Here is a 26,192-nt window from a genome sequence, read left to right on the forward strand (position 1 = left end):
CCGATTTTTATGAAGACGAAAGGCAAAGCATGGCAGCTTGTTGTCACAGTGCTTCTGATCGCGGCGTTTGTCTACACGGCATTCTTCGGCGTTGCGGTCAAATATGGCGATGTGACCCGGACCTATATCAAGGGCGCGCAGGATATACGCTTCGGCGTGGATATCAAGGGCGGCGTCAACGTGACGTTTGCACCCTCGGACGGCTACGATGCCACCGATGAGCAGCTGGACGCCGCGCAGCTCGTCATTGAGAACCGTCTGGTCGGTTTGAACGTGACCGACTACGAGCTGTATGTGGACTATGATTCCGACCGTCTGATCCTCGAATTTCCGTGGCAGTCCGGCGAGACGGATTTCGACCCCGAAGCTGCCATCGAAGAGATCGGCACCACCGCCTACCTGACCTTCCGGGAGGGGAGCAGCGCGGACGGTGAGCTGATCCTGGACGGCTCCATGGTCGAGAGCGCAGCAGCGCAGTACGGCCCGGTGAGCGGCAGCTCTTCGGAGTATTATGTGGCCCTCAAGTTCACCGATGCGGGTGCCAAAGCCTTTGGCGATGCCACCACCCGGCTCTACCAGAGCAGCGGCACCATCAGCATCTGGCTGGATGACGAGAATGTCAGCACGGCCACGGTCCATGCGGCCATTACCGACGGTGCTGCCATCATCACAAGCTCGGCATCCAACCCCTTCACGCAGGACGATGTCGTCAAGATGGCCCGCCAGATCAACTCCGGCTCGCTGCCTTTTGCGCTGACCGTGGACAGCTACTCCACCATCAGCCCCAGCCTGGGCGAGAACAGCCTGAGCGCTATGGTGCTGGCCGGTCTCATCGCTTTTGCCCTCATCGTGGTCCTGATGACAGCGCTGTACCGTCTGCCCGGTTTCCTGGCCTGCATCGCACTGGCCGGTCAGGTGGCGGCTACGCTGGCCTTCGTCTCCGGTTATTTCCCGGTGTTTGAGAGCTTCACCCTGACGCTGCCCGGCATTGCCGGTATCATCCTGGCCATCGGCATGGGTGTGGACGCCAACGTCATCACCGCCGAGCGCATCAAGGAAGAGCTGCGCAGCGGCAAGTCTCTGGATGGTGCCCTCAAGAGCGGCTTTGCCCGCGGCCTGACGCCCATCATCGACGGCAACGTGACCATCGTCATCGTGGCGGTCGTGCTGATGGGTGCCTTCGGCCCCTCGGACGGCTTCTTTGCAAAGATGCTCCACTTCGTCTTCTTTGCCTTTGGCCCGTCCACTGCGGGCACCATCTATGCCTTCGGCTACACGCTGCTCACCGGTGTGCTGCTCAACTTCGTGTTCGGCGTCTTCGCCACCCGCGTGATGATCCGCGGGGCAGCGGCCATCAAGGCCCTGCGCGACCCCTGGCTCTACGGTGCAGACCGCCCCGGCAAGGAGCCTGCGGAGAAGAAGCCCATCGACTTTGTGGGCCTGCGCAAGCGCTTCCTGACCATTTCCTCCTGCCTGATGGCAGTCATCCTGCTCTGCGCGGTGGTGTTTGGCGTCCGGCTGGATACCGAGTTCACCGGCGGTGCGATGATCACCCTGAGCTATGAGGGCGAGTTCACCACGGCCGATGTGCAGAAGACTGCTTCTGCCGCACTGGGCAGCAAGGACCTGACCCTCCAGACCGGCGAGAACGTCGCCACCGGGGAGCAGACCCTGAAGATCTCCATGCCCGGCAACGAGACCGTGACCACCGATCAGGTGGAGAACCTGCTGGATTCCCTGAACGAGACCTACCCGGACAACGGCTTCGTTCAGTTGTCGCTGAGCAACGTCAGCGCGGCCATGGGTACCAAGTTCCTGCAGAAGAGTCTGGTCGCCGTTCTCTTTGCGCTGGTGCTCATCCTGCTGTATATCGGCTTCCGTTTCCAGAAGATCGGCGGCCTGACCGGCGGCATGATGGCCGTTCTGGCCCTGCTGAACGACCTGATGGTCGTGTTTGGCACCTTCGTGCTGCTGCGCACCCCGCTGGACGGCAACTTTATCGCCGCCATGCTGACCATTCTGGGCTACTCCATCAACGATACCGTCGTCGTGTACGACCGCATCCGCGAGAACCGCACCCTGATGGAGAAGAAGATCTCCTTCGAAGAATTGGTCAACCACTCGGTCAACCAGTCGGCCCGCCGCACCATCATCACCACCGTCACCACCGTGATGGCGCTGGGCGTGATGTGCATCATCTCTAAACTCTACGGCCTGGACAGCATCTTCACCTTTGCGTTCCCGCTGATGATGGGCATGATCAGTGGTGTTTACACCTCGCTGTGCGTGTCCACTTCCGCGTGGGTGCTGTGGAGCGAGCGCAAGACCGGCAAAAAGAAAGCGTGAGCTTCGCCCGAACGTGAACATGACCAAATCAGGAGGAACAAACCATGAAATGTCCCTATTGCGGCGATGAAGAATCCAAGGTCATCGATTCCCGCCCGACCGAAGATGGCGAGCGCATCCGCCGCCGCCGGGAGTGCCTGCGCTGCCACATGCGGTTCACGACCTATGAGGTGGTGGAGACGGTCCCGCTGATCGTCATCAAAAAGGATAATTCCCGCGAACCCTTTGATCGGCAGAAGGTGCTCAACGCCATGCTGCGCGCCTGCGCCAAGCGCCCGGTCAGCTACGAGTCGCTGGAACGTGCCGTCAGCAGCATTGAGCAGACGCTGATGAGCTCCTACGACCGGGAAGTGACCAGCGTCCGCATCGGCGAGCTGACCATGCAGGAGCTGAAAAAGATCGACGAAGTGGCCTATGTCCGCTTTGCGTCGGTCTACCAGCAGTTTGCCGACGTCGAGAGCTTTTTCACCGAGCTGCAAAAGCTGATGGGCGACCGGAAAAAGTAAAAGGATCCTTCCAAAAAGCGCACAGCCTCCGCCTGGATTTGGGCGGCAGGGCTGTGCGCTTTTTCGTTGCAGCAGATCGTTCGCATAAGTTTGATTATGCGAAATGTTGAATTGCCTCAGAGGATGCGACGGGAGAGCCAGGCCAGCGTTTCGACCTGGACCTGAGCGCGGCGCAGCTCCCCGAACGCTTCTTCGGGGGCGTTCCATTCCAGATGGCCGTCGGCGGCGCGGAGGGCCGCTTCCAGTTCGGTGAAGTCTTCCGTTTTGAGCAGGTGGTTCATCCCTTCGCGCATCCGGTCGCAGAGGTCGGCTCCTTCGGCAAGGGCCTGCCGGGCCCCGGTCAGGTCATCCTCCCGGATGGCTTCCATCGCATGGTCGATGTCGCCGGAGATGTCTTCGGCGAACATCTGCACCCGGAAGCTGCTGTAAAAGGCCACCGCGAGCAGGGCGGCCACGATGCCGAGGCAGGCGTAGATGCGTTTCATGCGTCCTCCTTTCTGAGCGGGCGGGCCGTGCGGCGCGGCTCTTTCTTCAGCAGAAAGTAATCTTCGGTGTCGTTGCCGATCAGAAGCAGAATCTCCTCCACCAGCAGGGTATTGGCCTGTGCCGTCCGTTCCAGCCAGGCGTGGTCCTTGCCGCACCAGTGGAGGTTGTCGTCCAGCACCTGCCCATCCAGCACAAAGGGGATGGTCGCCTGACCGTGCTGGACCTTGAGTGCCAGGTCGGAGAGGGTGGCAGGCTCTCTTTCGGGGCGCAGCGCCACCGAAAGGCTGCCGTTCGTCTCCACAACGGCGTAGGAGACATCCCGTGGGTCAAAGACGTCCTTGCCGCGCAGGGCCTCCATCAGGTCGGCCGTCGTCAGCCGCAGAGTGCGCAGGGCATTCTGATCGATCTGTCCATCCAGAATGACCGTCTTGGGCCGGCCGGACATCAGGTTGAAAAATTTCTGGCTCTGGAAGCTGAGAATGGACCCCAGAAGCTCCAGCGCCGCAATGAGAAAGAGCGGGATGAGGCTGGCGGTCACGGGGACTTCCTCCGATTCGATGGAGATGGACGCCAGATTGGAGATGAGGATGGTCGAGACCAGCTCTTCCGGCTGCAGCTCACCCAGCTGGCGCTTGCCCATCAGCCGCATGGCAAACAGGACACAGAGATAGATCAAAACGGTGCGAACAATCAAGAGCTTCAAGTCGGAACACCTCCTGCGGGAATAACCGGCGCGGCGGCGGGTATCCTACTGCAAAAGGGGGATGGGACCATGCAGCTTTCCGAACATTTGGAAACAAACCTCGCGGCGCTCAACGCTAGGTTGGGCAGCTCCGCAGATTTTTATGCGAAGCGCATCGAGCTTTACCACATTCGGGGTGCCATTCTGCTCTTTGACGGGATGGCCAGCCTCGAATCTCTGTGGGCACTTCTGCTGGACGCCGCCAGCCGTCAGACACCGCCGCTGCGGCTGGGCGCGCTGCCGAGCGGGGAACAGGTCTATGAGCTGCTCAGCCGCCACTCGGCATTGCCCGCCGAGAGCAGCCCTGTGGAGAACTGGGATGATCTGATGCAGCGCCTGACCGCCGGAATGGCGGTCTTACTGCTGGACGGCAGTGCGAAAGGACTGGCATTTTCGGTGCAGAGCCTGAAATTCCGCTCGGTGGGGGAGCCATCCGGTGAAGGAGATCTGCGCGGCTCCCGCGAGGGATTTTCCGACCTGCTGCGGGTCAATCTGAGCCTGCTGCGACGGCTCATCCGAACCGAAGCGCTGGTGATGGAAGTGCAGCAGGCAGACTGCGCGATGAAAACGGAATATGCCGTCTGCTACTGCAAAGATAAGGCCTCGCCCGCCGCCGTGGAGCAGGTAAAAGAGACGCTGCGCCGCGCAAAGCCGCAGCTGCTGTTGGATTCGAGCTACTTTCTGCCCTGGCTGTTTCCCTGCCGGGTGCGCACAGCGTCTCCGGTGAGCTATACCGAGCGTCCCGCCGTGGCCTCCGCGAAGCTCTGTGAGGGGAAGATCGTCGTTCTCGTCAACGGGAGCCCATCCGCGATGGTCCTGCCGACCCTCTTCGGCGAAAACTTCGAGTGTCTGGACGACTACGCCCAGCCTGCGTTTTTTGCGTCCTTTCTGCGCCTTCTGAAATATGGTTCCTTCTACCTGAGCATCTTTCTGCCGGGGGTGTTCGTCTGCCTGGCGGTCTACCTGCCGGAACTGCTCCCGCCGCAGCTGCTCTTCAAGATCGAAGCTGCTGAGCGGGCCACTCCGTTCCCGCTGTTTGGGGAGATGGTGCTGGTCATCCTGCTGCTGGAGATCATCCGGGAGGCAGGGCTTCGGATGCCGCAGACGCTGGGGCACTCGGTCAGTCTGGTTGCGGCGCTCATCATCGGGGACGCGGCCATCGCCACCGGTCTGCTGAGCACACCCGTCATTCTCATTGCAGCGGTTGCATCCATCGCTGTCTTCGTGGTGCCGTCCCTCTACGAAATGGCCACGGCTTTCCGCTTTCTGGTCCTGCTGGCGGCGGGAGTGGCAGGCCCTGTGGGGCTTGTGTGCGCGGCGTTGGTCGTTCTGCTCGCTCTGGCGCAGGTGTCAGCGCTGGGGGTGCCCTATTGTGCACCGGTGCGTTTCCCGCAAACCGCACTTTCTCCGGACGGTGTGACCCGCCGGACCTACCGCACCCTGTCCGCACATCCTTTTTCCATCTGGCAGAAACGGAGGTGAGCCAATGGAGCAAACCGGATCGTTCCGTGCCGCCGTGCCGCTCAGCGTTCTGACCGCGGTGCTGGGGCAGTGCATCACTTCCGGCAGCGCTATGCCAGCTCGGCTGTTGCTGCTGCAGGGGTTCCCCATGGCGCTGGGCATCGGCCTGCTTTCGGCCTGCTTGGTGCCTGCCGAAGGGGAAGAGGAGCTTCGTTCCGAAACCGGCATCCGCCCCCGGCTGCTCTGCCTGCTTTTATCCGTGTGGTTTGCCGCAGAGCTGTGGGAGACGCTTTGGCAGGCACAGCAGGTGTGCCGGGAGCAGTTTTCGTCCATGGCAGTCCTCGGCGTTCTGCCGCTGTTGCTGTGGGCGGGCTGGCAGCTGAAGCCGGACGTCTTTTCCCGCAGTGCGGGGGTCTTGTGGTGGGCACTGGCGCTGGCGGGTCTTGCCTGCGTTGGAAGCCTGCATGGCCAGCTCCACTGGGAAAATCTTTTCCCCGCAGCGGAACCTACAGGGAATCTCCGTTTCCCGCTTTATGCGGAATCCATCGCGTGGCCCCTTCTGTTTGGAAAACGCGGATGCACCGGGAGGCGCTGCTTCCTGCTGCCGTTTCTGACGCTGGCGGGGCTGTTCAGCTTTGCGCTGGGGCGGGAACTTCTGTTTGGGTCCGGCCGTCCGCTTCCGGGAAATGAGCTGCTGCGCGCCAGGACGCTGGGACGTGTCTCCCGGCTGGATGCAGCCTTTCTGCTCGTCTGGCTGGCAGCGGCATTGTTCCGGGGCTGCTTTCTGGTGCGGGTCCTGCGGGAACTGCTCTGCCGCCCGGAGGAGCAGGAAAAGGGGGTACCGGAATGAGAGCTTCCCATGCACTGCGCTGGCTGGCAGGGGGTATTCTGGTGCTCTGGTGCGGCGTCTTTCTGCGGATGGAGACCACCGAGAAAAGCATGGTGCGGGCACTCATCGTCCAGCCGAACCGCAGCGGCTGGGCGGTGCAGCTGCTCTATCAGTTCCCGGAAGCAGCTGCGGATGCCTCCGACGCCGTGGCAGAAATCCGAAGCTGTTCGGCCGAGGATGCCACGCTGCCGCTCGCGCTGCACAAGGCCGAACGGGAACTGCCCAAAACTGCAAATTACCGGCTGTGTGAATATCTTCTCTTTGACGAAACAGCGTCACAAACCGATGTCCTGGAGCTGGAGGAGTTTCTGCAAACGGAACCCGTCAGCCGCCTGTCGGCGCGGGTGCTCTTTGTCGCTGGTAGCGGGGCGCTGGCGGAAGAAACTCCGCCGGACGGTCTGCCGGGCGGCGGGGCGGAACTGGAAGAGACCGATGCGGCCCCGGAAACGCTTCCGGGAGCGCTTTTACAGGCCGCCGAAGATACCGCTGCGTGGGCACCGCATCTGTACGAGTGCGCAGCGGGGGCCGTGATCCCCATCTTAAAAATTGGGGAGAACGGGGTGACATGGCAGAAGGAGAGCTGCCTTTTGACGGCGCAGGGAAGCACCCGACTTTCCCCGAACGAGACGGCCATGGCGCAGCTCTTGCAGGAACGGACGATGCCGGTGGAGTTCGCACTGGAAGGGGAGACTGTCACCCTCCGGCGCTGTGTCGTTTCGGTGGAAGCGGATGGAAACGGGTTTGCGGTCACGCTGACCGGCCAACGCAGGGCGGGCACACCGCCGGTTGCAGAAGGCGTGTGCCGCCAGCTGGAGTCGCTCTGCGAAGAGACCATCGTCCGGGCCTGGCAGTCGGGCGCAGACCTTCTCCGGCTGGGCGCAGTCCGTGCGCTGAAGGAAGGGCTGGGTGCCTTTTTTACAACAAAAAACGCCTGCCCGGAAGTGCGGGCAAGCGTGAAAATGCTGGATCTTTAATGGGCGGTCTCAAAGATGACGGTGATGGTCGTGCCGACATTGATCTCGCTTTCCAGCCGAATGCGGGCGTTGTGGATGCGGGCAATGTGCTTGACGATGGCCAGCCCCAGCCCGGTGCCGCCAGTGGCCTTGCTCCGGCTCTTATCGACCCGGTAGAACCGCTCGAACACGCTGGACTGGGCTTCTTTCGGGATGCCGATGCCATTGTCCTTGACGGTCAGGGTGCAGTGCCCATCCCGTGCGCAGGCGGTGATGAGCTGGACCTTTCCGCCGGGGCGGTTGTACCGGATGGCGTTGTCGCAAAGGTTCTGGCACAGCTCATCCAGCAGGCTCCGGCTGCCCAGCACAGGGGCGCTCTCGCCGAGGTAGGTCAGGGAGATGAACGACTTCTGCGCGTTCACCTTCTGGCGCTCGACGCACTCTTTGGCCACATCCAGCAGATCGACCGTCTCCATCTGGGGAGTGTCGTTGGTCTCCGAAACGTTGTCCAGATGGGACAGCTGCAAGATATCGTTGACCAGCTGGATCATCCGGCTGGCTTCTACATGGATCTTCCGGCCGAACTCCGGCACATCCGCAGACTTGGCGATGCCGGTCTCAATGAGTTCGGCATAACCGGAAATGCTGGTCAGGGGTGTTTTCAGCTCGTGGCTGACATTGGCCGTAAACTCCTGCCGCATCTTTTCGTTGTTCTCGCGGAGCAGGCGGTCCGAGTGGATGCTCTCGGCAAAGGGGATCAGCTCCTTGTACGGCACATTTTCCTGGATGTGTTCCAGATCGTCCGTCATCTTCAGAATGGGCTGGATGAGGCTCCGGGTCAGCAGACCGGCCATCATGGCAGCTGCGCCCATCATTACGATGCAGCTCAGCACGATGGCCGGCAGGGCCGCATCGTAGATGGACCAGATGGTCTCGGAATCCTGCGCCACACGGAGGATGTCGCCATCCGGCAGGAGCATGGCGTAGTAATACGTCTCAAACCCCAGCGTCTGGGAGTCGCGGCGGTTGCGGCCGATGCCCTCCTGCTTGGCCTGTTGGATCTCCGGGCGGCTCAGGTGGTTCTCCATCTGCTGGCTGGTCGCGGATTCGAACAGGACACTGCCGTCCGAGGCAATGAGCGTGATGCGCAGATCGCCGTTGACATAGGCGGAGAGCTGGGCCGGATCGTCGATCTGTTCACACCCGGCAGCAACGAGGCTGGCCTCGTTTTCCAGCGCCGCCCATGCCTGCTCCCGGAAGGCTCTGTGAAATACGGAGATGCAGAGCACGGCGGTGCAGATCAGCCCGACAAAGCCCATCCAGAACAGCCGATAACTGATTTTTTCTTCCATGCTCCGTGGTTTCATTCTTCGTTTTCCTCCTCGTTGTCGGCCAGCTTGTAGCCGACTTTCCGCACGGTGCAGATGTACTTTCCGGCATCGCCCAGCTTTTTGCGCAGGGTGCGGATGTGCATATCCACGGTGCGGCTTTCCACTGAGATGTCGGTGCCCCACACCACCTGCAAAATGGTCTCGCGGGTCACAACCAGGTTGGTGTTTTCCAGCAGCAGGCGGAGCAGGCTGTATTCCTTGTAGGTCAGGTCGATGTGGGCGTCGTTCACCGTCACGATGTGGCGGGCGTTGTCCAGCAGGATCTCATGGAAGGCGTAGACGTTCGTCTTTTCCTCCGGGGCCGAGCGGCGCAGCGCAGCCCGCACCCGGCTCAAAAACTCCATGATGCCAAACGGCTTGGTGATGTAATCGTCTGCACCGCAGTCCAGCCCGCGCACGGTGTCCAGCTCGCTGGATTTGGCCGTGACCATGATGATGGGCAGGCGCCGCAGGGAAGGGGTGTTGCGCAGCTTTTTCAGGATGGAGAAGCCATCCTCACCGGGAAGCATGACGTCCAGGATGACAAGCTCCGGCACGGCAACATTCATGGCCTGCCAGAAACTCTCGGACGATTCAAAGCTCTGCACGTCGTACCCGCTGGACTGGAGCGCATACTGCTCCAGCTCCCGAATGGCGGCGTCGTCTTCTACGATATAGATCATGCCTTGGGGTCCTCCTTTTCGCTTGCCACGGCGGGTTCACCGTCCGGGAAGAGATACCGCTCGCGGTAACGGTCCAGGCGGCGGCGGAACTGTTCGCTCTCCTTGGTGTCGTTGCCGTAGCGGAGATCGTTCAGATAGGCGTGGGTATCAAAGCTGTCCTGTGCGACTTCGATCTGGGCAACGGCAACGTTGCTGCAGTGGTCGCAGACACGCTCATAGTTGGTCAGCAGGTCTTCCAGCACGAAGCCGTATTCGATGGAGCAACTGCCAGCCTGCAGGCGGGCCACATGCCGTGCCTTGATGGCGCGGACCAGTTCGTCCACAACGGTCTCCATGGGTTCGACCTTGCTGGCCAGATGCAGGTCGGCCTTGCGGAACGCATCGGTCGTGCGGCTCAGCACATCCTGCACCGCGCCTTCCAGAACCTGCAGCTCCTCGTGCGCATCCTGGGAGAACACGATGTTCTTGGCGTGAATCTCTTCGGCAGAGCTGAGCAGATTCACGGAATGGTCGCTGATTCGCTCGAAATCGCTGATGGTGTGGAGCAGGGTGTTCACGCTCTGGCTGTCGGCGTGGCTCAGCTCCCGGCTGGACAGCTTGACCAGATAGGTGCCGAGGGCATCTTCGTACTGGTCTACCTTGGCCTCTTCGTCCCGGACTTTCTGGGCCAGGGTGTCGTCCCACTGGTGGGTCAGGCTCATGGCCTGCACCACACCCACGCGGGCCAGCTCGGCCATATCCGCCGTGGCGGCGCGGGCGCGCTCCACAGCAACGGCGGGCGTCTTGAGCAGACGCTCATCCAGCAGGGCGAAGCTCTCTTTCTCGGCATCGTCCGGGATGGTGAGGATGGCCAGCTTTTCCAGAACGTTGGCGAACGGCAGCAGGACCGCCGTGGCCGCAATGTTGAACACAGAGTGGATGACAGCGATGCCCCACGCCGTGACGGTATCGTTGACAAAGGTGAAGTGCAGGACCAGATTCAGGCCATAGTACATTGCCAGAAAGAGGGTCACACCGATGATGTTGAAGTACAGATGCACCATAGCGGCGCGGCGGGCATTTTTGTTGGCGCCCACAGAGGAGATCAGCGCGGTGACGCAGGTGCCGATGTTCTGGCCCATGATGATGGGGATGGCGCTGCCGTAGGTGATGACGCCGGTGGAGCTGAGTGCCTGCAGGATGCCGACGCTGGCGCTGGAGCTCTGGATGATGCCGGTGACGAGTGCGCCGACCAGAACACCCAGCAGCGGGTTGGAGAAGCGGATGAAGAGGTTGGTGAACCAGACTTCATCCTGCAGCGGGGTGACTGCATTGGACATGGCGGTCATGCCGGTCATCAGAACGGCAAAGCCGATGAGGATGGTGCCGATGCCCTTCCGCTTTTCGCTCTTGCCCATGTAGAGCAGGATGCCGATGAAGGCCAGCAGGGGGCTGAACGAGGTGGGCTTGAGCAGCTGGATGAAGAAGCTGTCGCCCTGCAGGCCGGAAAGGCTCAGGATCCAGCTGGTGACGGTGGTGCCCACGTTGCTGCCCATGATGATGCCGATGGCCTGGTGCAGCTCCATGATGCCGCTGTTGACGAAACCGACCACCATGACGGTGGTGGCGCTGGAAGACTGGATCACGGCGGTGACGCCGAGGCCCAGGAAAAAGCCCTTGAGCGGGTTATCGGTCAGCTTGCTCAGGATCTTTTGCAGCTGGCCGCCCGCCTGCTTTTCCAGAGCCTTGCCCATGATGTCCATGCCGAACAGGAACAGGGCCAGGCCGCCCAGGAGCGAAAAAACGTTGAAGATTGTCATATGTGCGTTCCTCACTTTTCATTGACGTGAAATTCTCCTGATTCTGAGTATAGACACGCAATGTAAAATTGGAAATCGGCAGAGTGTAAAATTCATGTAAAGTGACAGACTTTTTCCGCTCTTCGGGGCTTACCTCCTATTATAAAGGAAAATCGGGTGGATGCAAGGTACGCATCCGGAAAAGCAGTAAAAACAAAACCAGTCCGGTGGAATCTCCGCCAGGCTGGTTGGTTAGGGTGTTTTCGGATATGGTTTCGGTTCATCGGTCAAGCCGAGAATATAATCTACGCTGGTATCGTAATATATGGCGAGTGCTTTGAGAACGTCTGTTGGAATATCGCGCTTCCCCATCTCATAATTGGAGTAACAGACCTGTGTGCATTTCAAATAGGCCGCAAGGTCTTTCTGCATCAAATCCCGGTCTTCTCGCAAATCGCGGATGCGTTGGTACATAAGCATACACCTCTACTCATGGATGCCGTTAACAAAAGTATAGGGAAAACATTTTGTTATATTGACATATAAAACAAAATGTTATATAATGGCGGCATGAAAAGATGATTGGAGCTCGAAATCATTAAAAAGTAAAATTGCTTGGAGGAGTAATCTTATGACTTTGAACGAACTGTTTGTGTCTGCGCTCTTTTTGCTTCCGCCGATTCTCATCGTGGTAGCGTTGGTGAAGTTTATTTTCAAAAAGTAAATAAACCAACGAACTCGGAAGTGCGAAACACCCTGTTCACTGCACAGTAGAAACTGTGCAGCGAGCAGGGTGTTTTGCTGTTTTGGATCATATCAGGAAGATGTCAACATTTGATAGGAACTTTTCCCAAAAGAATCATTGTAATCCGAAACCATCTCGTTTATAATAAGAGAAGGAATGCCTGCGGGAGGGTCTGCCCGCAGTTGAGGAATACACGCAGGAGGAAGAACGATGGCGAATTTTACCGTTTCGCTCAAGAAGCTGACCGAAAAGGTCAGCATGGATGTGGTCTACGCTCCGCAGGACCTCGAAAACATCAGCGTCGAGATCGCGGAAGTCAACCGTCCGGGTCTGTTCCTGGCGGGCTATTACGATTACTTTGATAAACTGCGGCTGCAGATCATGGGTCTGGCCGAGATGAACTTCCTGTCCGGCCTTTCGCCGGAAAAGCGCTACGAAGCGCTGGACCAGCTGTTCCGTCAGCAGCCGCCGGCTGTCATCGTGAGCCGCAGCGAGGAGCTGAAACCGTTCCCGGAGATGCAGGAGCTGGCCAGAAAGCACGGCGTGGCGCTGCTGCGCTCCAACGAAACGACCTGCACCCTGATGGGCAGCATCATCAGTGTGCTGAACCTGGAGCTGGCCCCCCGCATCACCCGCCACGGTGTGCTGGTTGAGGTGTACGGCGAGGGCATCCTCATTCTGGGCGACAGCGGCATCGGCAAGAGCGAGCTGGCGATCGAGCTGGTCAAGCGCGGCCACCGCCTTGTGGCCGACGATGCTGTGGAGCTGCGCAAGGTCTCGAACCGCCAGATCATGGGCACGGCCCCGGAGAACATCCGCCACTTCATTGAGCTGCGCGGCATCGGCATCGTCAATGTGGCCCGCGTGTTCGGTGTGGGCGCGGTCAAGGTGAGCGAGAGTCTGGATCTCGTGGTCCAGCTGGAAGCCTGGGACCCCACCAAAAACTATCAGCGCACCGGTCTCGAAAGCGAGTATTACGAGATCCTGGGCGTCAACATCCCCAGCACCAGCATCCCGGTCTCGCCGGGACGCAACCTCGCCGTTGTGCTGGAAACGGCGGCCATCAACAACCGCCAGAAGAAGATGGGCTACAACGCCGCCAAGGAGCTGCTCATCCGTCTGGGCCTCGAAGGCACCATCGAATAAGATTCTCATACGAAAAGGAACGAAGCGTTTATGGAACGATTGAAACAACAGCTGCAGGCCGAAGGCATTGCCTACCGGGCAGACGAGCCGCTGGCAGCCCACTGCACCTTTAAGATCGGCGGCCCGGCGGATGTGTTCGCCCTGCCGGAGACCGAAGAGCAGCTCTGCCGCGCGATCGCACTCTGCAAAGAGCAGGGCGTGAAGTACTACCTGCTGGGCAACGGCAGCAACATTCTGTTTGAGGATGCCGGTTACCGGGGCGTGGTCATTGATACCATGGCCCTGAAAATGGGCATCGGCTTTCTGGAACAGGTCGCGCATCCGGGGGCAGCGCCGGGCGAGGTCTATGATGCTGTGGTTGCCGGTGCGGGCCTGAAGCTTTCGAGCCTGTGCACCGCCGCACTGGAAAACAGCCTGACCGGGCTGGAATTTGCCTACGGCATCCCCGGCACGGTGGGCGGTGCGGTCTATATGAACGCCGGAGCCTACGGCGGCGAGATGAAGGATGTGCTGCAATCGGTGCGGTATCTGACGCAGGACGGCGATGTCGTGGAGGCAGAGGCTGCCGTGCTCGACCTTTCCTACCGGCACAGCATCTTTGAGGAAAACGGCGGCTGCATCCTGAGCGCACAGTTCCATCTGAAGCGGGGCGACCCGGACGCCATCAAAGCCCGGATGAACGAGCTGATGGCAAAGCGGGTAGAAAAGCAGCCGCTTGACAAGCCCAGCGCCGGCAGCACCTTCAAGCGCCCGGCGGGCGCGTTTGCGGCGGCCCTCATCGACCAGTGCGGCTTGCGTGGTTTCCGCCACGGCGGCGCGGCTGTCAGCGAGAAGCACTGCGGCTTCGTGGTGAACCTGGGCGGCGCGACCTGTGCTGATGTGCTGGCCCTGTGCGACGAGGTGCGGGCCATCGTAAAGGAAAAGACCGGGTTCGACCTGGAAAAAGAGATTCGTGTCGTGAAAGCATAAGAGGGAAGAGAAATGGATCTGCTGATCGTAAGCGGGCTTTCCGGCGCAGGAAAGTCTGTGGCTATGAATGCGCTGGAAGATATCGGCTTTTTCTGCATCGACAATGTCCCGGCGGAACTGCTGCCGAGCATCACCGCATTCTCCAAAGCCGGTGACAACAAGCTGAAGCGGGTGGCGCTGTCCATGGACGTGCGCGGCTGCCGTTCCAGCGAGGAGATCGAAAAGGCGCTCGACCTGCTGGACCAGCAGGGGATCGCCTACGAGATCCTCTTCCTCGACGCACCGGACGATGTGCTGATGCGCCGTTACAGCGAGACCCGCCGCCGCCACCCGATCAGCATTGCGGAGGGCATCTCCACGCGGGAAGCCTTTCAGAAGGAGCACCAGATCCTCCGCCCTTTTAAGGAGCGTGCGAATTATATCGTGGATACGGCGCTGCTCTCCACCGCGCAGAACAAGGAGCGCATCTGCGAACTCTTTGTGCAGAACGGCGGGGCGCGGAGTGCGATGCGGCTGACGGTGATGTCGTTCGGCTTCAAGTTCGGCGTCCCGGCGGACGCAGACCTGGTGCTGGATGTGCGCTGCCTGCCCAATCCGTTCTATGTCCCGGATCTGAAGTTCAAGACCGGCCTGGATCAGGAGGTCGTGGATTTCGTCATGGGCAAACCGGAGGCGCAGGAACTGCTGCGCCGGTACGAAGCATTTCTGGAATATGCCCTGCCGCTCTACGTCAAGGAGGGCAAGAGCCAGCTGACCATTGCCGTGGGGTGCACGGGCGGCAAACACCGCTCCATCACCTTTGCGCGGAAGATCGCGGAATACTGCGAGGGCCTGGGCTACCAGCCCGGCGTCCAGCACCGCGATGCCTCCCGCTGAACGGCCAGATCAAAGAAGGAACGACAAGATGAGTTTTGCATCCCAGGCACGGGAAGAGATCGCGCAGCACAGCCTGCAATTGCAGAAAGACTGCTGCGTCCGCGCGGCGGCCTACGGCATCGCCTGCTTTGCCAAATATTTCGACGCCAAGGGCCTTGTGCTCCAGACGGAGCAGGAGCTGACCGCCCGCATGGCCGAGCAGCTGTTTGCCCGCTGCGGCGTCCGGGGCACCATTCTGGAAAAGAGCCGCCCCAGCGGGGTGGTGTACGAGTTTGGCATCCGGGAGCCTGAACAGGTGGCGCGGCTGCATGAACTGTTCGGCACCACCGGCAGTGAGACGAGCTTGCAGATCGACCCCCGGATGATCCGCTGTCAGACCTGCGTCAGCGCCTACATCGGCATGGCGTTTCTCTGCGGCGGAACCGTCACAGACCCAAAAAAAGAATACAACATCGAATTTTTAACGAGCCGCACCAATCTCGCCAGAGACTTTGAAGCGTTGCTGGCCGAGCACGAGTTTGCGCCCCACCGCACCCGCCGCAACGGCGTGAACCTGGTTTACGTCAAGAGCTGCGCCAACGTGGAGCGCATTCTGGCGTTTATGGGGGCGGCCCAGGCGGCAGCGCAGATCAATGCGCAGAAAGCCGTGAAGCAGATGCGGAACCAGATCAACCGCCACACCAACTGCGATACCGCCAACCTCGGCAAAACAGCCCGCGCCAACGCGCAGACGCTGAAAGCCATCCGCTTTTTGCAGGAGCAGAATGCGCTGGAGACCCTGCCGGAGGTGCTGCAGCAGGCAGCAGCAAAGCGGCTGGAAAATCCGGATCTCTCGTTGACGGCGCTCTGTGCCTGCTTTGACCCGCCGGTCAGCAAATCGGGGCTGTCGCATCGGATGAAAAAGCTGGAACTGCTGGCGCAGACCATGCGGGAACGGTTGGAACAGGAGGCAACGAAGTGAGCGAGATCAGCGAAAACAATCACCTGGGGCGGGATTTCGTCCACCTCCATATCCACACGGAGTACAGCCTGTTGGACGGTGCCTGTCGCATCGACCAGCTGATGGACCGCGTGAAGGAGTGCGGGCAGACGGCCATCGCCTGCACCGACCACGGTGTCATGTACGGCTGTGTGCAGTTTTACAAAGCGGCCCAAAAAGCGGGCATCAAGCCCATCATCGGCTGCGAAGTCTACGTTGCCACCCGCACCCGGTTCGATAAGGTCAACAAGATCGACGGCAACAACCATCTGATCCTGCTGTGCAAAAATGAGACCGGCTACAAGAACCTCATCAAGATGGTCTCCGCAGCCTTCACCGAGGGGTTTTACTCCAAGCCCCGCGTTGATAAGCAGCTGCTCGAACAATACCACGAAGGGCTTATCTGCCTTTCGGCCTGTCTGGCGGGCGAGATCCCGCAGGCCATTCTGGCGGGGGACTACGAGCGGGCAAAAAACGCGGCGCTGTGGTACCGGGACCTGTTTGGCGAAGGCAATTACTACATTGAGCTGCAGGACCACGGCCTGGAAGAGGACACCATCGTTCTGCCCCAGCTCATCAAGCTGGCGCGGGAGACGGGCATCCCCATGGCCGCCACCAACGACTCCCACTATCTGCGCAGGGAAGACGCCAAGATGCAGAGCATCCTTCTCTGCATCCAGACCGGCAAGACGATGCAGGACGCCGATAAGATGGAGTTCCAGACCGATGAGTTTTACGTCAAGACGACGGATGAAATGTACGATCTGTTCGCCATGGTGCCAGAGGCCTGCGAAAACACCCAGAAGATCGCGGACCAGTGTAACTTTGATTTTGACTTCGGCCACACCAAGATCCCCTACTACAAAGCACCCAACGGGATGGACAATCAGGCCTTTTTTGAAAAGCTCTGCTGGGAGGGTCTGGAGCGCCGCTACGGCCCCGATGTCCCGCAGGCCAACAAAGACCGCCTGACCTACGAGATCGGCGTGGTCAAGACGATGGGCTACACGAACTACTATCTGATCGTCTGGGATTATATCAACTACGCCAAGAGCCAGGGCATCCCGGTGGGGCCGGGCCGTGGTTCCGGTGCGGGCAGCATTGCGGCCTACAGCGTCGGCATCACCGACATCGACCCCATCCGCTACAACCTCATCTTCGAGCGTTTCCTGAACCCCGAACGTGTCAGTATGCCCGACTTCGATGTGGACTTCTGCTATGAACGCCGTCAGGAAGTCATCGACTACGTCAACCGGAAATACGGTGCTGACCATGTGGCGCAGATCGTCACCTTTGGCACCATGGCCGCCCGCAACGCCATCCGTGACGTGGGCCGTGTGATGGGGATGCCCTATCAGGACGTGGATGTGGTCGCAAAGCAGGTCCCGATGGAACTGAAGATGACGCTGAAGCGCGCATTGGAAGTCTCGGCTGAGCTGAAGCGGATGTACGACACCGACCCGAAGGTCCAGGAACTGATCGACACGGCCCTCAAGGTGGAGGGAATGCCGCGCCATGCGTCCACCCACGCGGCGGGCGTCGTCATCACCCCGGAACCGACCGACTACTATCTGCCCCTCGCCACCAACGACGGTCTGCCTGTGACCCAGTTCAACATGACCGAGATCGAGGAGCTTGGCCTGCTGAAGATGGACTTCCTCGGTCTGCGCACACTGACGGTCATTCGGGATGCGGAAACGGCCATCCAGAAAAAAGAGCCGGATTTCTCCGTTGCAGCGCTCGATTACGATGACCCGGAGACCTACAAAATGCTGGGTCAGGGCGAGACGGAGGGCGTGTTCCAGCTCGAATCTTCGGGCATGAAGCAGGTCCTCGTAGGGCTGCAGCCGCAGAACCTGGAAGATGTCATCGCACTCATCAGTCTGTACCGCCCCGGCCCGATGGATTCCATCCCGACCTATCTGCGCAACCGCCACGAGCCGGAAAAGATCAGCTACAAGACCCCGCAGCTGGCCCACATTCTGGATGTGACCAACGGCTGCATCGTCTATCAGGAGCAGGTCATGCAGATCTTCCGTGAGCTGGCAGGCTTTTCGTTCGGGCAGGCAGACAATGTCCGCCGCGCCATGAGCAAGAAGAAACATGCGGTCATGGAAGCGGAGCGGGAACACTTTGTTCACGGCTGCACCGAGCCCGGCCACGAATGCCCCGGCTGCGTGGCCAACGGCATCTCGGAAAAGGTCGCCAACGAGATCTATGACGAAATGTCGAGCTTTGCGTCCTATGCGTTCAACAAGAGCCATGCGGCCTGCTATGCGTATGTCGCATTCCAGACGGCCTATCTCAAGTGCCATTATCCCAGCGAGTTCATGGCGGCCTTGCTGACCAGTGTGCTCGATAATACCGATAAGGTCATCGAGTATTCGGGCGAGTGTGCCCGTCTGGGCATCCGGGTGCTCCCGCCGGATATCAACATCTCGAACGGCGGCTTTACGGCGGATGCCAGGGGGCAGATCCGATTCGGCCTGAACGCGGTCAAGAGCGTGGGCCGCAATCTTGTGGAACGCATCGTGGAAGAGCGTGGGGAAAAGCCCTATGCCAGCCTGTATGATTTCTGCAAGCGGCTGTACGGCAACGAAATGAACCGCCGGGCCGTGGAAAGCCTCGTCAAGGCGGGCGCATTCGACAGCATGGGCGAGAACCGCCACAGCCTCGTGGAGGCCGTGGATGGAATCATCAAGAGCGTGGAGAGTGACTCCCGGCGGAATCTGGACGGGCAGCTCGACCTGTTTTCGCTGATGAGCGGGGGAACACAGAGCACGTCGAAGGATGTATATGAGATCCGGCACCTCGAAGAATATTCCCATACCGAACTGCTGCAGCAGGAAAAAGAGGTCAGCGGCCTGTACCTGTCCGGCCACCCGCTGGATGCGTACCGGGAGCAGTCGGCAAAGTTTGCGACCCATTCCATCAAGGCCCTGACCGGCGAGGAAGCGCATGGGCTGGACAACGCCCATGTCCGCATCGTCTGCACCATTGTCAAGAGCCGGATGATGACCACCAAGTCGAACAGCCTGATGGCCTTTACCAGCGTGGAAGACCTGACCGGCACGATGGAGGTCATCGTCTTCCCGAAGGTGCTGGAGGTCTTCCGGGATGCCATCCGGGAAAATGCCGTTGTGGTCATCGAGGGGCGTCTGTCGGTCCGCGAGGACGAGCCGTCCAAGCTGATGGCCGAAAGCATCTCGCCCATTGAAGGCTACGACCCCAAGCACCCGCAGGCGAACCGTCCGGACCGGATGCGGGATGCGGCCCAGCGGCTCTATATCCGTCTGCCGTCGCGCAGCTGCCCGCAGTATGCAAAAGTCGTCAACCTGCTGGAGATTTTTGACGGTGATATGCCGGTCATCTTTTATCTGGAGGACACCAAACAGAAGCTTGCGGCCCCCCGCAGGCTGTATACCTCCGGCCATCCGCTCTTCTTCCAGGAGCTGCGGCGTCTGGTCGGCGAAAAGAATGTTGCAACAAAATAACATGCCATGGAACGAATCGTGCAGATGCAACTTTCATAAAAATCATCGCATCTTCGCAGCAAAGCATACTTTAACAAAATTTTAACAGAGTTTCAAAAAGGTATTGGATTCACAGGAAAACTGTGCTATAATAATTCAAGGCAAGTCGTATCAGAAATGAGCAAAGCAATGGAGCAGTGTCAGGAAGAAGGGGCACTGCTCCGAGGTGAATGAAGAAACAATTGGAGGGAATCTCTCTTATGGAAAAGCAAATCAAAACGATTGGTGTCTTGACCAGCGGCGGCGACGCTCCCGGCATGAATGCTGCAGTGCGCGCTGTGGTTCGTACCGGCCTGCACAAGGGATTTCGGATGATCGGCATTCAGCGCGGCTACAACGGCCTGCTGAACGGCGAGTGCTTTGAAATGAACCTGCGCAGTGTTTCCAACATCATCCAGGCCGGCGGCACCATCCTGTACACCGCCCGCTGCCTGGAGTTCAAGACCAAAGAGGGCCAGGACAAGGGTGCTGCCAAGTGCCGCGAGCTCGGCATTGATGCGCTGGTCGTCATCGGCGGCGACGGCTCCTACCGTGGTGCCCGTGAGCTGGCACACCGCGGCATCCCGATGATCGGCCTGCCCGGCACCATCGACAATGATATTGCCTGCACCGATTACACCATCGGCTACGATACTGCGATGAACACCGCTCTGGAAATGATCGACAAACTGCGCGACACCACCCAGAGCCACGACCGCTGCAGCGTTGTCGAGGTCATGGGCCGCAATGCGGGTTACATCGCTCTGAACGTCGCCATCGCCTCTGGTGCAATGGCGGTCCTGCTGCCGGAGAAGGAATTCGACATGCAGCACGACATCCTCGATAAGATCACCGAGACGCAGCGCACCGGCAAGCGCCACTTCATCGTCATCGTTGCCGAGGGCATCGGCCACTCGCAGGAGATCGCCAACGAGATCCAGGCCCGCACCGGCATTGATACCCGCGCCACCATCCTGGGCCACGTCCAGCGCGGCGGCTCGCCCACTCTGCGCGACCGCGTAAACGCTTCCGCCATGGGCTACCACGCTGTCTGCCTGCTGGAAGAGGGAAAGTACAACCGCATCGTCGGCATGAAGGGAGAGCACCTCGTGGATTACCCCGTCGATGAGGCTCTTGAAATGACCAAGACCCTCGACCCGGTGCTGATCGACGTTTGCAACACGATCTCTATCTAAATAAAAGAGAAAGCCCCTGTTGAGTGTACGTGAATTTGCGGTAAGCGTTTGACCCCAACTGGTTTTACAAAGCTGAAAAGCGGGAATGGATCGGAATCGTCCGGTCCATTCCCGCTTTTTTAGTGAAACAGCTTGTTTATGATACCACCGGTGCTGCATGATTTTTCGCAGAAGCTCACAGCTCAACGTCAGCTGCTGCTTCCATCGCATGAAACCGTTCCAGAAAGCTGTGCTCCACGCCCTCGGATTTATAGCCCGGCATGGTGTCCAGCGCGACGGCATGGATGCTGCGGAAAATGCTGTTTTCGATGTTGGGGTTGTCGCGCTTGAGGCGGCGGAGCAGGAGCTTGGTCTCCTGCCGCTTGGAACCGCCGCCGCCATTGTCGCACATGGTGCAGTTCTCGGTGAAGCGGCAGGCGCACTGGATGAATTCTAGGTCGTTGTACCGCTTCCAGGCCAGAATGTCCTCCTCGCGGATGCAGTACATCGGGCGGATGAGGGTCATGCCAGGGAAGCTGGTGCTGTGGAGCTTGGGCGGCATGGCCTGCAGCTGGGAGCCGTAGAACATGCTCATGACGGTCGTCTCAATGACATCGTTGAAGTGGTGGCCCAGCGCGATCTTGTTGCAGCCGAACTCCTTGGCCTTGCTGTACAGGTGGCCGCGGCGCATCCGGGCGCAGAGGTAGCAGGGATTCTTGTCGGTGTTGTTGGCCACCGAGAAGATGTTGCTCTCAAAGATGGTCACCGGGATGTGCAGCAGTGCCGCGTTGGATTCGATCTTCTGGCGATTGAGCTCATTGTAGCCGGGGTCCATCACGAGGAAGACCAGCTCAAAGGGGACATCGCTGTGCTTTTGCAGTTCCTGCATGAGCTTTGCCATCAGCATGGAGTCTTTGCCGCCGGAGATGCAGACGGCGATCCTGTCGCCTGCCTGGATGAGCTCATACCGTTTGACGGCTACGATGAAGGGGGTCCAAAGCTCTTTTCGGTATTTTTTGATGATGCTGCGTTCGATCATCTGATAGGGTTCGAGTTCGCGTTTCATGATTTCTCCTTATCGATCTCCGTGTGCGGCGGTCAGCTGCTGGCAGCAGACGTCGAACACCCGTAAAAATTCCTGGATCTCTGCCTCGGTGGTCAGATGGCTCAGACTGATGCGCCAGGACGAGAGGGCATTGCGGCGGTCCCGGCTGACGGCAAACACTGCGCGGGAGGGCAGGCCGTCCGACGAGCAGGCCGATTTGACCGAGACGCAGACGCCGTGGGCGTCCAGTTCCCGCTGAAAGACCGTGCCCTTCACGTTCTGGACGCTGAGGTTCAGGATGTGCGGGATGGCATTTTCGGGGCTGTTGATGCGCACCTCCGGGTGCTGGCACAGGGCCGCGCGGAGTTCCGCGTTCCGCTTTTGGACAGAGGCAGAGCGTTCCGGCAGGTTTTCCACGGCAAGTTCCAATGCACAGGCCAGGGAAGACGCCAGCGCCACCGTAGGGGTGCCGCTGCGGTAGATGGTGGTGCTCTCGCCGCCGTGGATGAGCGGCTCCAGTGCCAGATTCCGCCGCTTGAGCAGCAGACCAATGCCGTTCAGACCATAGAATTTGTGGGCCGTCAGGCTCATGGTGTCCACCCCTTCAAACGAGACGGGGATCTTTCCAACGGCCTGGGTGGCATCGACATGCAGGTGGCAGTTGGGGTAGTCCTTCAGGATGGCGGCGATCTCCTCCACCGGCTGCACGACGCCAAGTTCGCTGTCTACCAGCGTGACCGCCACGGCGATGGTGTCCGGCCGCAGCAGCTCTTTCAGATGGTCGAGGTCTACGGTTCCGTCCCGCCGGATGTCCAGCAGGTCGATCTCATAGCCCTGCTCCTGCAGCGCGGTCAGAGTGCCGCTGACGGACGAATGCTCCAGCGGGGTGGAGATGATGTGCCTGCCCGCATGGCGGGAGAGCCGGGCCAGCCCCTTGAGCGCGAAGTTGTTGGATTCGCTGGCACCGGAGGTATAGATGATCTCGGCAGGCTGTACGCCCAGCAAAGCGGCGATCTTCAGCGTGGCAGCGTCGATCTCGGCTCTGGCGGCGGTGCCTGCCTGATGATGGGAGTTGGCGTTGCCGATGCAGCGCCGCTCTACGGAGCAGAACCGGTCGAGTACCTGCGGGTCGGCCGGGGTATTGGCGGAATAATCCAGATAGATCATAGGGTCTCCTTAAATCTCAATCCATTTAATCGGTATTATTATAGTGCGCAGGGGGCCGGATTGCAAGATGCAGGTGCAAAATGCTGCCGCAGGGGAATAAGACCTGAAAAAGAAAGCAATCGCAGAAAGAATGCCAAAAAAACCGGAAATCCATTGCAGAACGGGGTGGTTTCTGATATACTTTACAACGTACGAAGGGAAGGGGAGAGCAGAATGCACGGTTTTACTTTGCGGAGCACGGAGGCTGCTCTTCCGTCCCGAATGTTTTTTCTTCCCGAAAGCTGAGGCACTGTCGCTTTTTTGCGGCAATGCCTCTTTTTTTGGAAGTAAAACGCGAAAGGAGAACTCTTTTATGAGTGAAAAAATCGACTACTCCAAAGGCATTTACGACGCGCGCCAGCTGGGCACGGGTCGGATGCTGATCCTCGGCGTACAGCACATGTTCGCCATGTTCGGTGCCACGGTGCTGGTGCCGCTGCTGACGGGCCTGAGCGTCTCCACCACGCTGCTCTGCGCAGGTCTTGGTACGCTGCTGTTCCATCTGGTCACCAGAGGCAAGGTTCCGGCTTTTCTTGGCTCGTCGTTTGCCTATCTGGGCGGCTTTTCCATCGTGGCCCCTATGCTGGCAGATGCCAACGGCAACCTGACCGTTGCCAACACGAAGATGCTGCCCTATGCCTGCGCAGGCGTTGCCTTTTCCGGCATCCTGTATCTGGTGGTCAGCCTGCTCATCTCCACCTTCGGCATCCGCCGCATCATGAAGTTCTTCCCGCCGGTGGTCACGGGCCCCATCATCATCTCCATCGGTCTGATCCTGGCGCCCTCTGCCATCACCAACTGTGAGTCGAACTGGCTGCTGGCCTTTGTGGCACTGGGCACAGTCATCGTCTGCAACATCTGGGGCAAGGGCATGGTCAAGATCCTGCCCATCCTCATCGGTGTTCTGGTCTCCTATGCGGTCGCTCTCGTGACCGGTGCCGTGGATTTCCAGGCCATCGCTGCCGCCGACTGGTTCGGCATCCCGCTGCACCAGAACGCCATGGGCTTGTTCGCCATCGACGGCAGCCCGGAGTTCATCAGCGCCCTCTTCACCATCCTGCCCATCGCACTGGCGACCATGATGGAGCACGTCGGCGATATCGCCGCCATCAGCGCCACCGTCGGCCACAACTATATCAACGACCCCGGCCTGAACCGCACCCTGATGGGCGACGGTCTTGCGACCGCCATGGCCGGCCTGTTGGGCGGCCCGGCCAACACCACCTACGGCGAGAACACCGGCGTTCTCGCGCTGAGCCGTATCTACGACCCGCTGGTCATCCGCATCGCTGCGGTACTGGCCATCATCCTGAGCTTCAGCCCCAAGTTTGAGGCAGTTATCAACACCATCCCCACCGGCATCATCGGCGGCATCAGCTTCGTGCTGTACGGAATGATCTCTGCCATCGGTGTCCGCAACGTGGTCGAGAACCGGGTGGACTTCACCAACAGCCGCAACCTGATCGTTGCTGCCGTCATTCTGGTGTCCGCGCTGGGCTTCAACTCGGTGGGCGGCCTGACCTTCATGGTGGGCAGCGTTTCCATCAATCTGTCCGGTCTGGCCATCGCCGCCATCGTCGGCATCCTGCTCAACGCTATCCTGCCCGGCAACGATTATGAGTTCGACGCAGCCGACGGTTCTGACGCTGCAACCAGCGGCAACCTCCAGGTGTAAATAAACCGTTAAATAGGAATGATTCTTAAAAATTATCCTTGACTAACCTAGGAATCGTTGCTATAATAGGCTCAGAAACCAAGGCCGACCGTACCAGGGGCGGCCAAAAGAATAACTGAGAAATTATGGAGGTCTATCGTATGAAAAAGTATGTCTGCACCGTTTGTGGTTATATCGCTGAAGGCTCCATCCCGGAGCAGTGCCCCGTCTGCAAGGCTCCCGCTTCTGCATTCGTGGAGAAGACCGGCAACACCTATGTGACCGAACATGTCGTCGGCATCGGCAAGGCTGAGGGCGTCCCCCAGGAGATCGTAGACGGTCTGCGCGCAAACTTCGAGGGTGAGTGCAGCGAGGTCGGCATGTATCTGGCCATGGCCCGCGTCGCAGAGCGCGAGGGCTACCCGGAGATCGCTGAGGCTTACAAGCGCTACGCTTACGAGGAAGCCGACCACGCATCCCGCTTCGCCGAGCTGCTGGGTGAGGTCGTCACCGACAGCACCAAGAAGAACCTGATGATGCGCGCTGAGGCCGAGTGCGGTGCCTGCGCTGGCAAGATGGATCTGGCCAAGAAGGCAAAGGCTCTGAATCTGGATGCCATCCACGACACCGTCCATGAGATGGCGAAGGACGAAGCACGGCATGGCCGTGGCTTCGAGGGCCTGCTGAAGCGCTACTTCAACACCGAGGTCTGATCCCGTTTTTTCAAAGGCTGCTGTGTGGCTCAGGCTGCACAGCAGCTTTTTTGCTTGACGCACCCGGCGGCAAAGCGTACAATGAGACAAAAAATGAAAAAGGAAGTTTCCTTATGAAATCGTCTTCATCCCGTTACGCGCTGCTGGACGAGCTGCGCGGGCTTGACCTCATCAGCATGATGCTCTACCATGGCATGTGGGATGCCGTGTATCTGTTCGGGGTCGTGGTGCCGTGGTATTCCGCCGGGCAGGGGCGGCTGTGGCAGCAATCCATCTGCTGGGTGTTCATCCTGCTGTCCGGCTTCTGTCTGCCGCTGGGGCATCATCCGCTCAAACGCGGCGCGGCGGTCTTTGGTGCCGGAGCGCTGGTCACAGCGGTGACGCTGCTGTTCATGCCGGAAAATGTGGTCTGGTTTGGAGTGCTGACTCTGCTGGGCTCGGCCATGCTCCTGACGGGCCTTGTGCAGAAGTGGCTGCAAAAGATCCCGCCGGCGGTGGGGCTGGCGGTCAGTTTGATCCTGTTCGCGCTGACCGATCACACGATGGACGGCTATTGGGGGCTTGGCGCGCTGCGCTGGGCGCTGCCGCAGGGGCTTTATGCCAACTACCTCACGGCATACCTCGGCTTTTATCCGGTCTCCTTTTACTCCTCCGATTACTTCCCGCTGCTGCCGTGGCTGTTTTTGTTCTGGGCGGGGTACTATCTGCATCCTCTTGTCGGCCGCAAACGGATGGAGCCGCTGCGCCGGTCGGTCTGCCCGCCGCTGGGCTGGCTGGGGCGGCACTCGCTGGTGCTGTATCTGCTCCATCAGCCGGTCATTTTCGGTGTGCTGACGCTGGTGTTCACCGTTCCGCAGCTGCTTTGAGCAGGGGAGTGGAAAAATCTGCAAAAGAACCTTGACAACCCTGCCGCATTGTGGTATCCTGTCTATGGTTAGAGAAACCTAACCGTGAAAAT

22 protein-coding genes are annotated in these 26,192 nt (G+C 59.7%); 14 read left to right on the forward strand and 8 right to left on the reverse strand.

Annotated elements, in window-relative coordinates; all coding sequences use genetic code 11:
• The first annotated feature begins 9 nt into the window (after positions 1–9).
• Together secF and nrdR are read left to right on the forward strand one after the other, a co-directional pair.
• Positions 10–2,346, forward strand: a complete 2,337-nt coding sequence (secF, locus tag I5P96_RS07095) for a protein translocase subunit SecF (RefSeq protein ID WP_118552880.1) — start codon at positions 10–12, stop codon at positions 2,344–2,346.
• Between the two features lie 44 nt (positions 2,347–2,390).
• Positions 2,391–2,852 carry a transcriptional regulator NrdR gene (gene nrdR, locus I5P96_RS07100; protein ID WP_097792307.1) on the forward strand — a complete coding sequence of 154 codons (462 nt, stop codon included), beginning with the start codon at positions 2,391–2,393 and terminating at the stop codon, positions 2,850–2,852.
• Positions 2,853–2,968: 116 nt separating this feature from the next.
• Here nrdR and I5P96_RS07105 read toward each other — a convergent pair whose 3' ends face one another.
• On the reverse strand, positions 2,969–3,337 hold the full coding sequence (locus tag I5P96_RS07105; RefSeq protein WP_223383691.1) for a DUF4363 family protein: 369 nt from the start codon (positions 3,335–3,337) through the stop codon (positions 2,969–2,971).
• Positions 3,334–4,041, reverse strand: coding sequence for a DUF421 domain-containing protein (locus I5P96_RS07110; RefSeq protein WP_223383692.1), 708 nt, complete (start codon positions 4,039–4,041; stop codon positions 3,334–3,336). The genes I5P96_RS07105 and I5P96_RS07110 overlap by 4 nt, the downstream gene beginning before the upstream one ends.
• Positions 4,042–4,110: 69 nt before the next feature.
• Here I5P96_RS07110 and I5P96_RS07115 point away from each other — a divergent pair, with 69 nt between their 5' ends.
• The 3 genes from I5P96_RS07115 to I5P96_RS07125 are packed head-to-tail and all read left to right on the forward strand — an operon-like array spanning position 4,111 to position 7,404.
• Positions 4,111–5,562 carry a spore germination protein gene (locus I5P96_RS07115; RefSeq protein ID WP_223383693.1) on the forward strand — a complete coding sequence of 484 codons (1,452 nt, stop codon included), beginning with the start codon at positions 4,111–4,113 and terminating at the stop codon, positions 5,560–5,562.
• A 4-nt stretch (positions 5,563–5,566) separates the two neighbouring features.
• A complete protein-coding gene (locus I5P96_RS07120; protein ID WP_223383694.1) occupies positions 5,567–6,391 on the forward strand; it encodes a hypothetical protein in 825 nt (274 codons plus the stop codon).
• Positions 6,388–7,404 (forward strand): hypothetical protein, encoded by a 1,017-nt coding sequence (locus I5P96_RS07125; protein ID WP_223383695.1) that lies wholly within the window; start codon positions 6,388–6,390, stop codon positions 7,402–7,404. Before I5P96_RS07120 ends, I5P96_RS07125 begins: the two co-directional genes overlap by 4 nt.
• Here I5P96_RS07125 and I5P96_RS07130 read toward each other — a convergent pair.
• From I5P96_RS07130 to I5P96_RS07145, 4 genes are all read right to left on the reverse strand, one after another.
• Positions 7,401–8,750 carry a sensor histidine kinase gene (locus tag I5P96_RS07130; RefSeq protein ID WP_223383696.1) on the reverse strand — a complete coding sequence of 450 codons (1,350 nt, stop codon included), beginning with the start codon at positions 8,748–8,750 and terminating at the stop codon, positions 7,401–7,403. The genes I5P96_RS07125 and I5P96_RS07130 overlap by 4 nt on opposite strands.
• Positions 8,747–9,436 (reverse strand): response regulator, encoded by a 690-nt coding sequence (locus tag I5P96_RS07135; protein ID WP_223383697.1) that lies wholly within the window; start codon positions 9,434–9,436, stop codon positions 8,747–8,749. The genes I5P96_RS07130 and I5P96_RS07135 overlap by 4 nt, the downstream gene beginning before the upstream one ends.
• On the reverse strand, positions 9,433–11,235 hold the full coding sequence (locus I5P96_RS07140) for a Na/Pi cotransporter family protein (RefSeq protein ID WP_223383698.1): 1,803 nt from the start codon (positions 11,233–11,235) through the stop codon (positions 9,433–9,435). Before I5P96_RS07140 ends, I5P96_RS07135 begins: the two co-directional genes overlap by 4 nt.
• A 231-nt stretch (positions 11,236–11,466) precedes the next feature.
• Positions 11,467–11,688, reverse strand: coding sequence for a helix-turn-helix domain-containing protein (locus I5P96_RS07145; RefSeq protein WP_223383699.1), 222 nt, complete (start codon positions 11,686–11,688; stop codon positions 11,467–11,469).
• 481 nt (positions 11,689–12,169) lie between these two features.
• Between I5P96_RS07145 and hprK the strand changes: the two genes are divergently transcribed.
• From hprK to pfkA, 6 genes are all read left to right on the forward strand, one after another.
• A complete protein-coding gene (hprK, locus tag I5P96_RS07150; RefSeq protein WP_223383700.1) occupies positions 12,170–13,105 on the forward strand; it encodes an HPr(Ser) kinase/phosphatase in 936 nt (311 codons plus the stop codon).
• A gap of 30 nt (positions 13,106–13,135) precedes the next feature.
• A complete protein-coding gene (gene murB, locus I5P96_RS07155) occupies positions 13,136–14,074 on the forward strand; it encodes a UDP-N-acetylmuramate dehydrogenase (protein ID WP_223383701.1) in 939 nt (312 codons plus the stop codon).
• 12 nt (positions 14,075–14,086) lie between these two features.
• Positions 14,087–14,950 carry an RNase adapter RapZ gene (rapZ, locus tag I5P96_RS07160; protein ID WP_223383702.1) on the forward strand — a complete coding sequence of 288 codons (864 nt, stop codon included), beginning with the start codon at positions 14,087–14,089 and terminating at the stop codon, positions 14,948–14,950.
• A gap of 28 nt (positions 14,951–14,978) precedes the next feature.
• The gene (gene whiA / locus I5P96_RS07165; RefSeq protein WP_223383703.1) at positions 14,979–15,911 is read left to right on the forward strand and encodes a DNA-binding protein WhiA; all 933 of its coding nucleotides are present in this window, start codon (positions 14,979–14,981) and stop codon (positions 15,909–15,911) included.
• On the forward strand, positions 15,908–19,423 hold the full coding sequence (locus I5P96_RS07170) for a DNA polymerase III subunit alpha (RefSeq protein WP_223383704.1): 3,516 nt from the start codon (positions 15,908–15,910) through the stop codon (positions 19,421–19,423). The genes whiA and I5P96_RS07170 overlap by 4 nt, the downstream gene beginning before the upstream one ends.
• A 239-nt stretch (positions 19,424–19,662) precedes the next feature.
• On the forward strand, positions 19,663–20,637 hold the full coding sequence (gene pfkA, locus I5P96_RS07175; RefSeq protein ID WP_118552891.1) for a 6-phosphofructokinase: 975 nt from the start codon (positions 19,663–19,665) through the stop codon (positions 20,635–20,637).
• A gap of 175 nt (positions 20,638–20,812) precedes the next feature.
• On the opposite strand, the gene I5P96_RS07180 is transcribed toward pfkA, so the two are convergent.
• Positions 20,813–21,682 (reverse strand): tRNA 2-thiocytidine biosynthesis TtcA family protein, encoded by an 870-nt coding sequence (locus I5P96_RS07180; RefSeq protein ID WP_223383705.1) that lies wholly within the window; start codon positions 21,680–21,682, stop codon positions 20,813–20,815.
• Between the two features lie 9 nt (positions 21,683–21,691).
• On the reverse strand, positions 21,692–22,828 hold the full coding sequence (locus I5P96_RS07185) for a cysteine desulfurase family protein (RefSeq protein WP_223383706.1): 1,137 nt from the start codon (positions 22,826–22,828) through the stop codon (positions 21,692–21,694).
• Positions 22,829–23,180: 352 nt separating this feature from the next.
• On the opposite strand from I5P96_RS07185, the gene I5P96_RS07190 reads away from it, so the two are divergent.
• The 3 genes from I5P96_RS07190 (at position 23,181) to I5P96_RS07200 (ending at position 26,100) form a co-directional block, all read left to right on the forward strand.
• Entirely contained in the window at positions 23,181–24,542 is a 1,362-nt protein-coding gene (locus I5P96_RS07190) for a uracil-xanthine permease family protein (RefSeq protein ID WP_207685748.1), read from the forward strand.
• A gap of 140 nt (positions 24,543–24,682) precedes the next feature.
• Positions 24,683–25,234 (forward strand): ferritin family protein, encoded by a 552-nt coding sequence (locus I5P96_RS07195; protein ID WP_097792290.1) that lies wholly within the window; start codon positions 24,683–24,685, stop codon positions 25,232–25,234.
• Positions 25,235–25,347: 113 nt separating this feature from the next.
• Positions 25,348–26,100 (forward strand): heparan-alpha-glucosaminide N-acetyltransferase, encoded by a 753-nt coding sequence (locus I5P96_RS07200; RefSeq protein ID WP_223383707.1) that lies wholly within the window; start codon positions 25,348–25,350, stop codon positions 26,098–26,100.
• Positions 26,101–26,192 lie beyond the last annotated feature (92 nt).

The organism is Faecalibacterium prausnitzii (assembly GCF_019967995.1).
Taxonomy (GTDB): domain Bacteria; phylum Bacillota; class Clostridia; order Oscillospirales; family Ruminococcaceae; genus Faecalibacterium; species Faecalibacterium prausnitzii_E.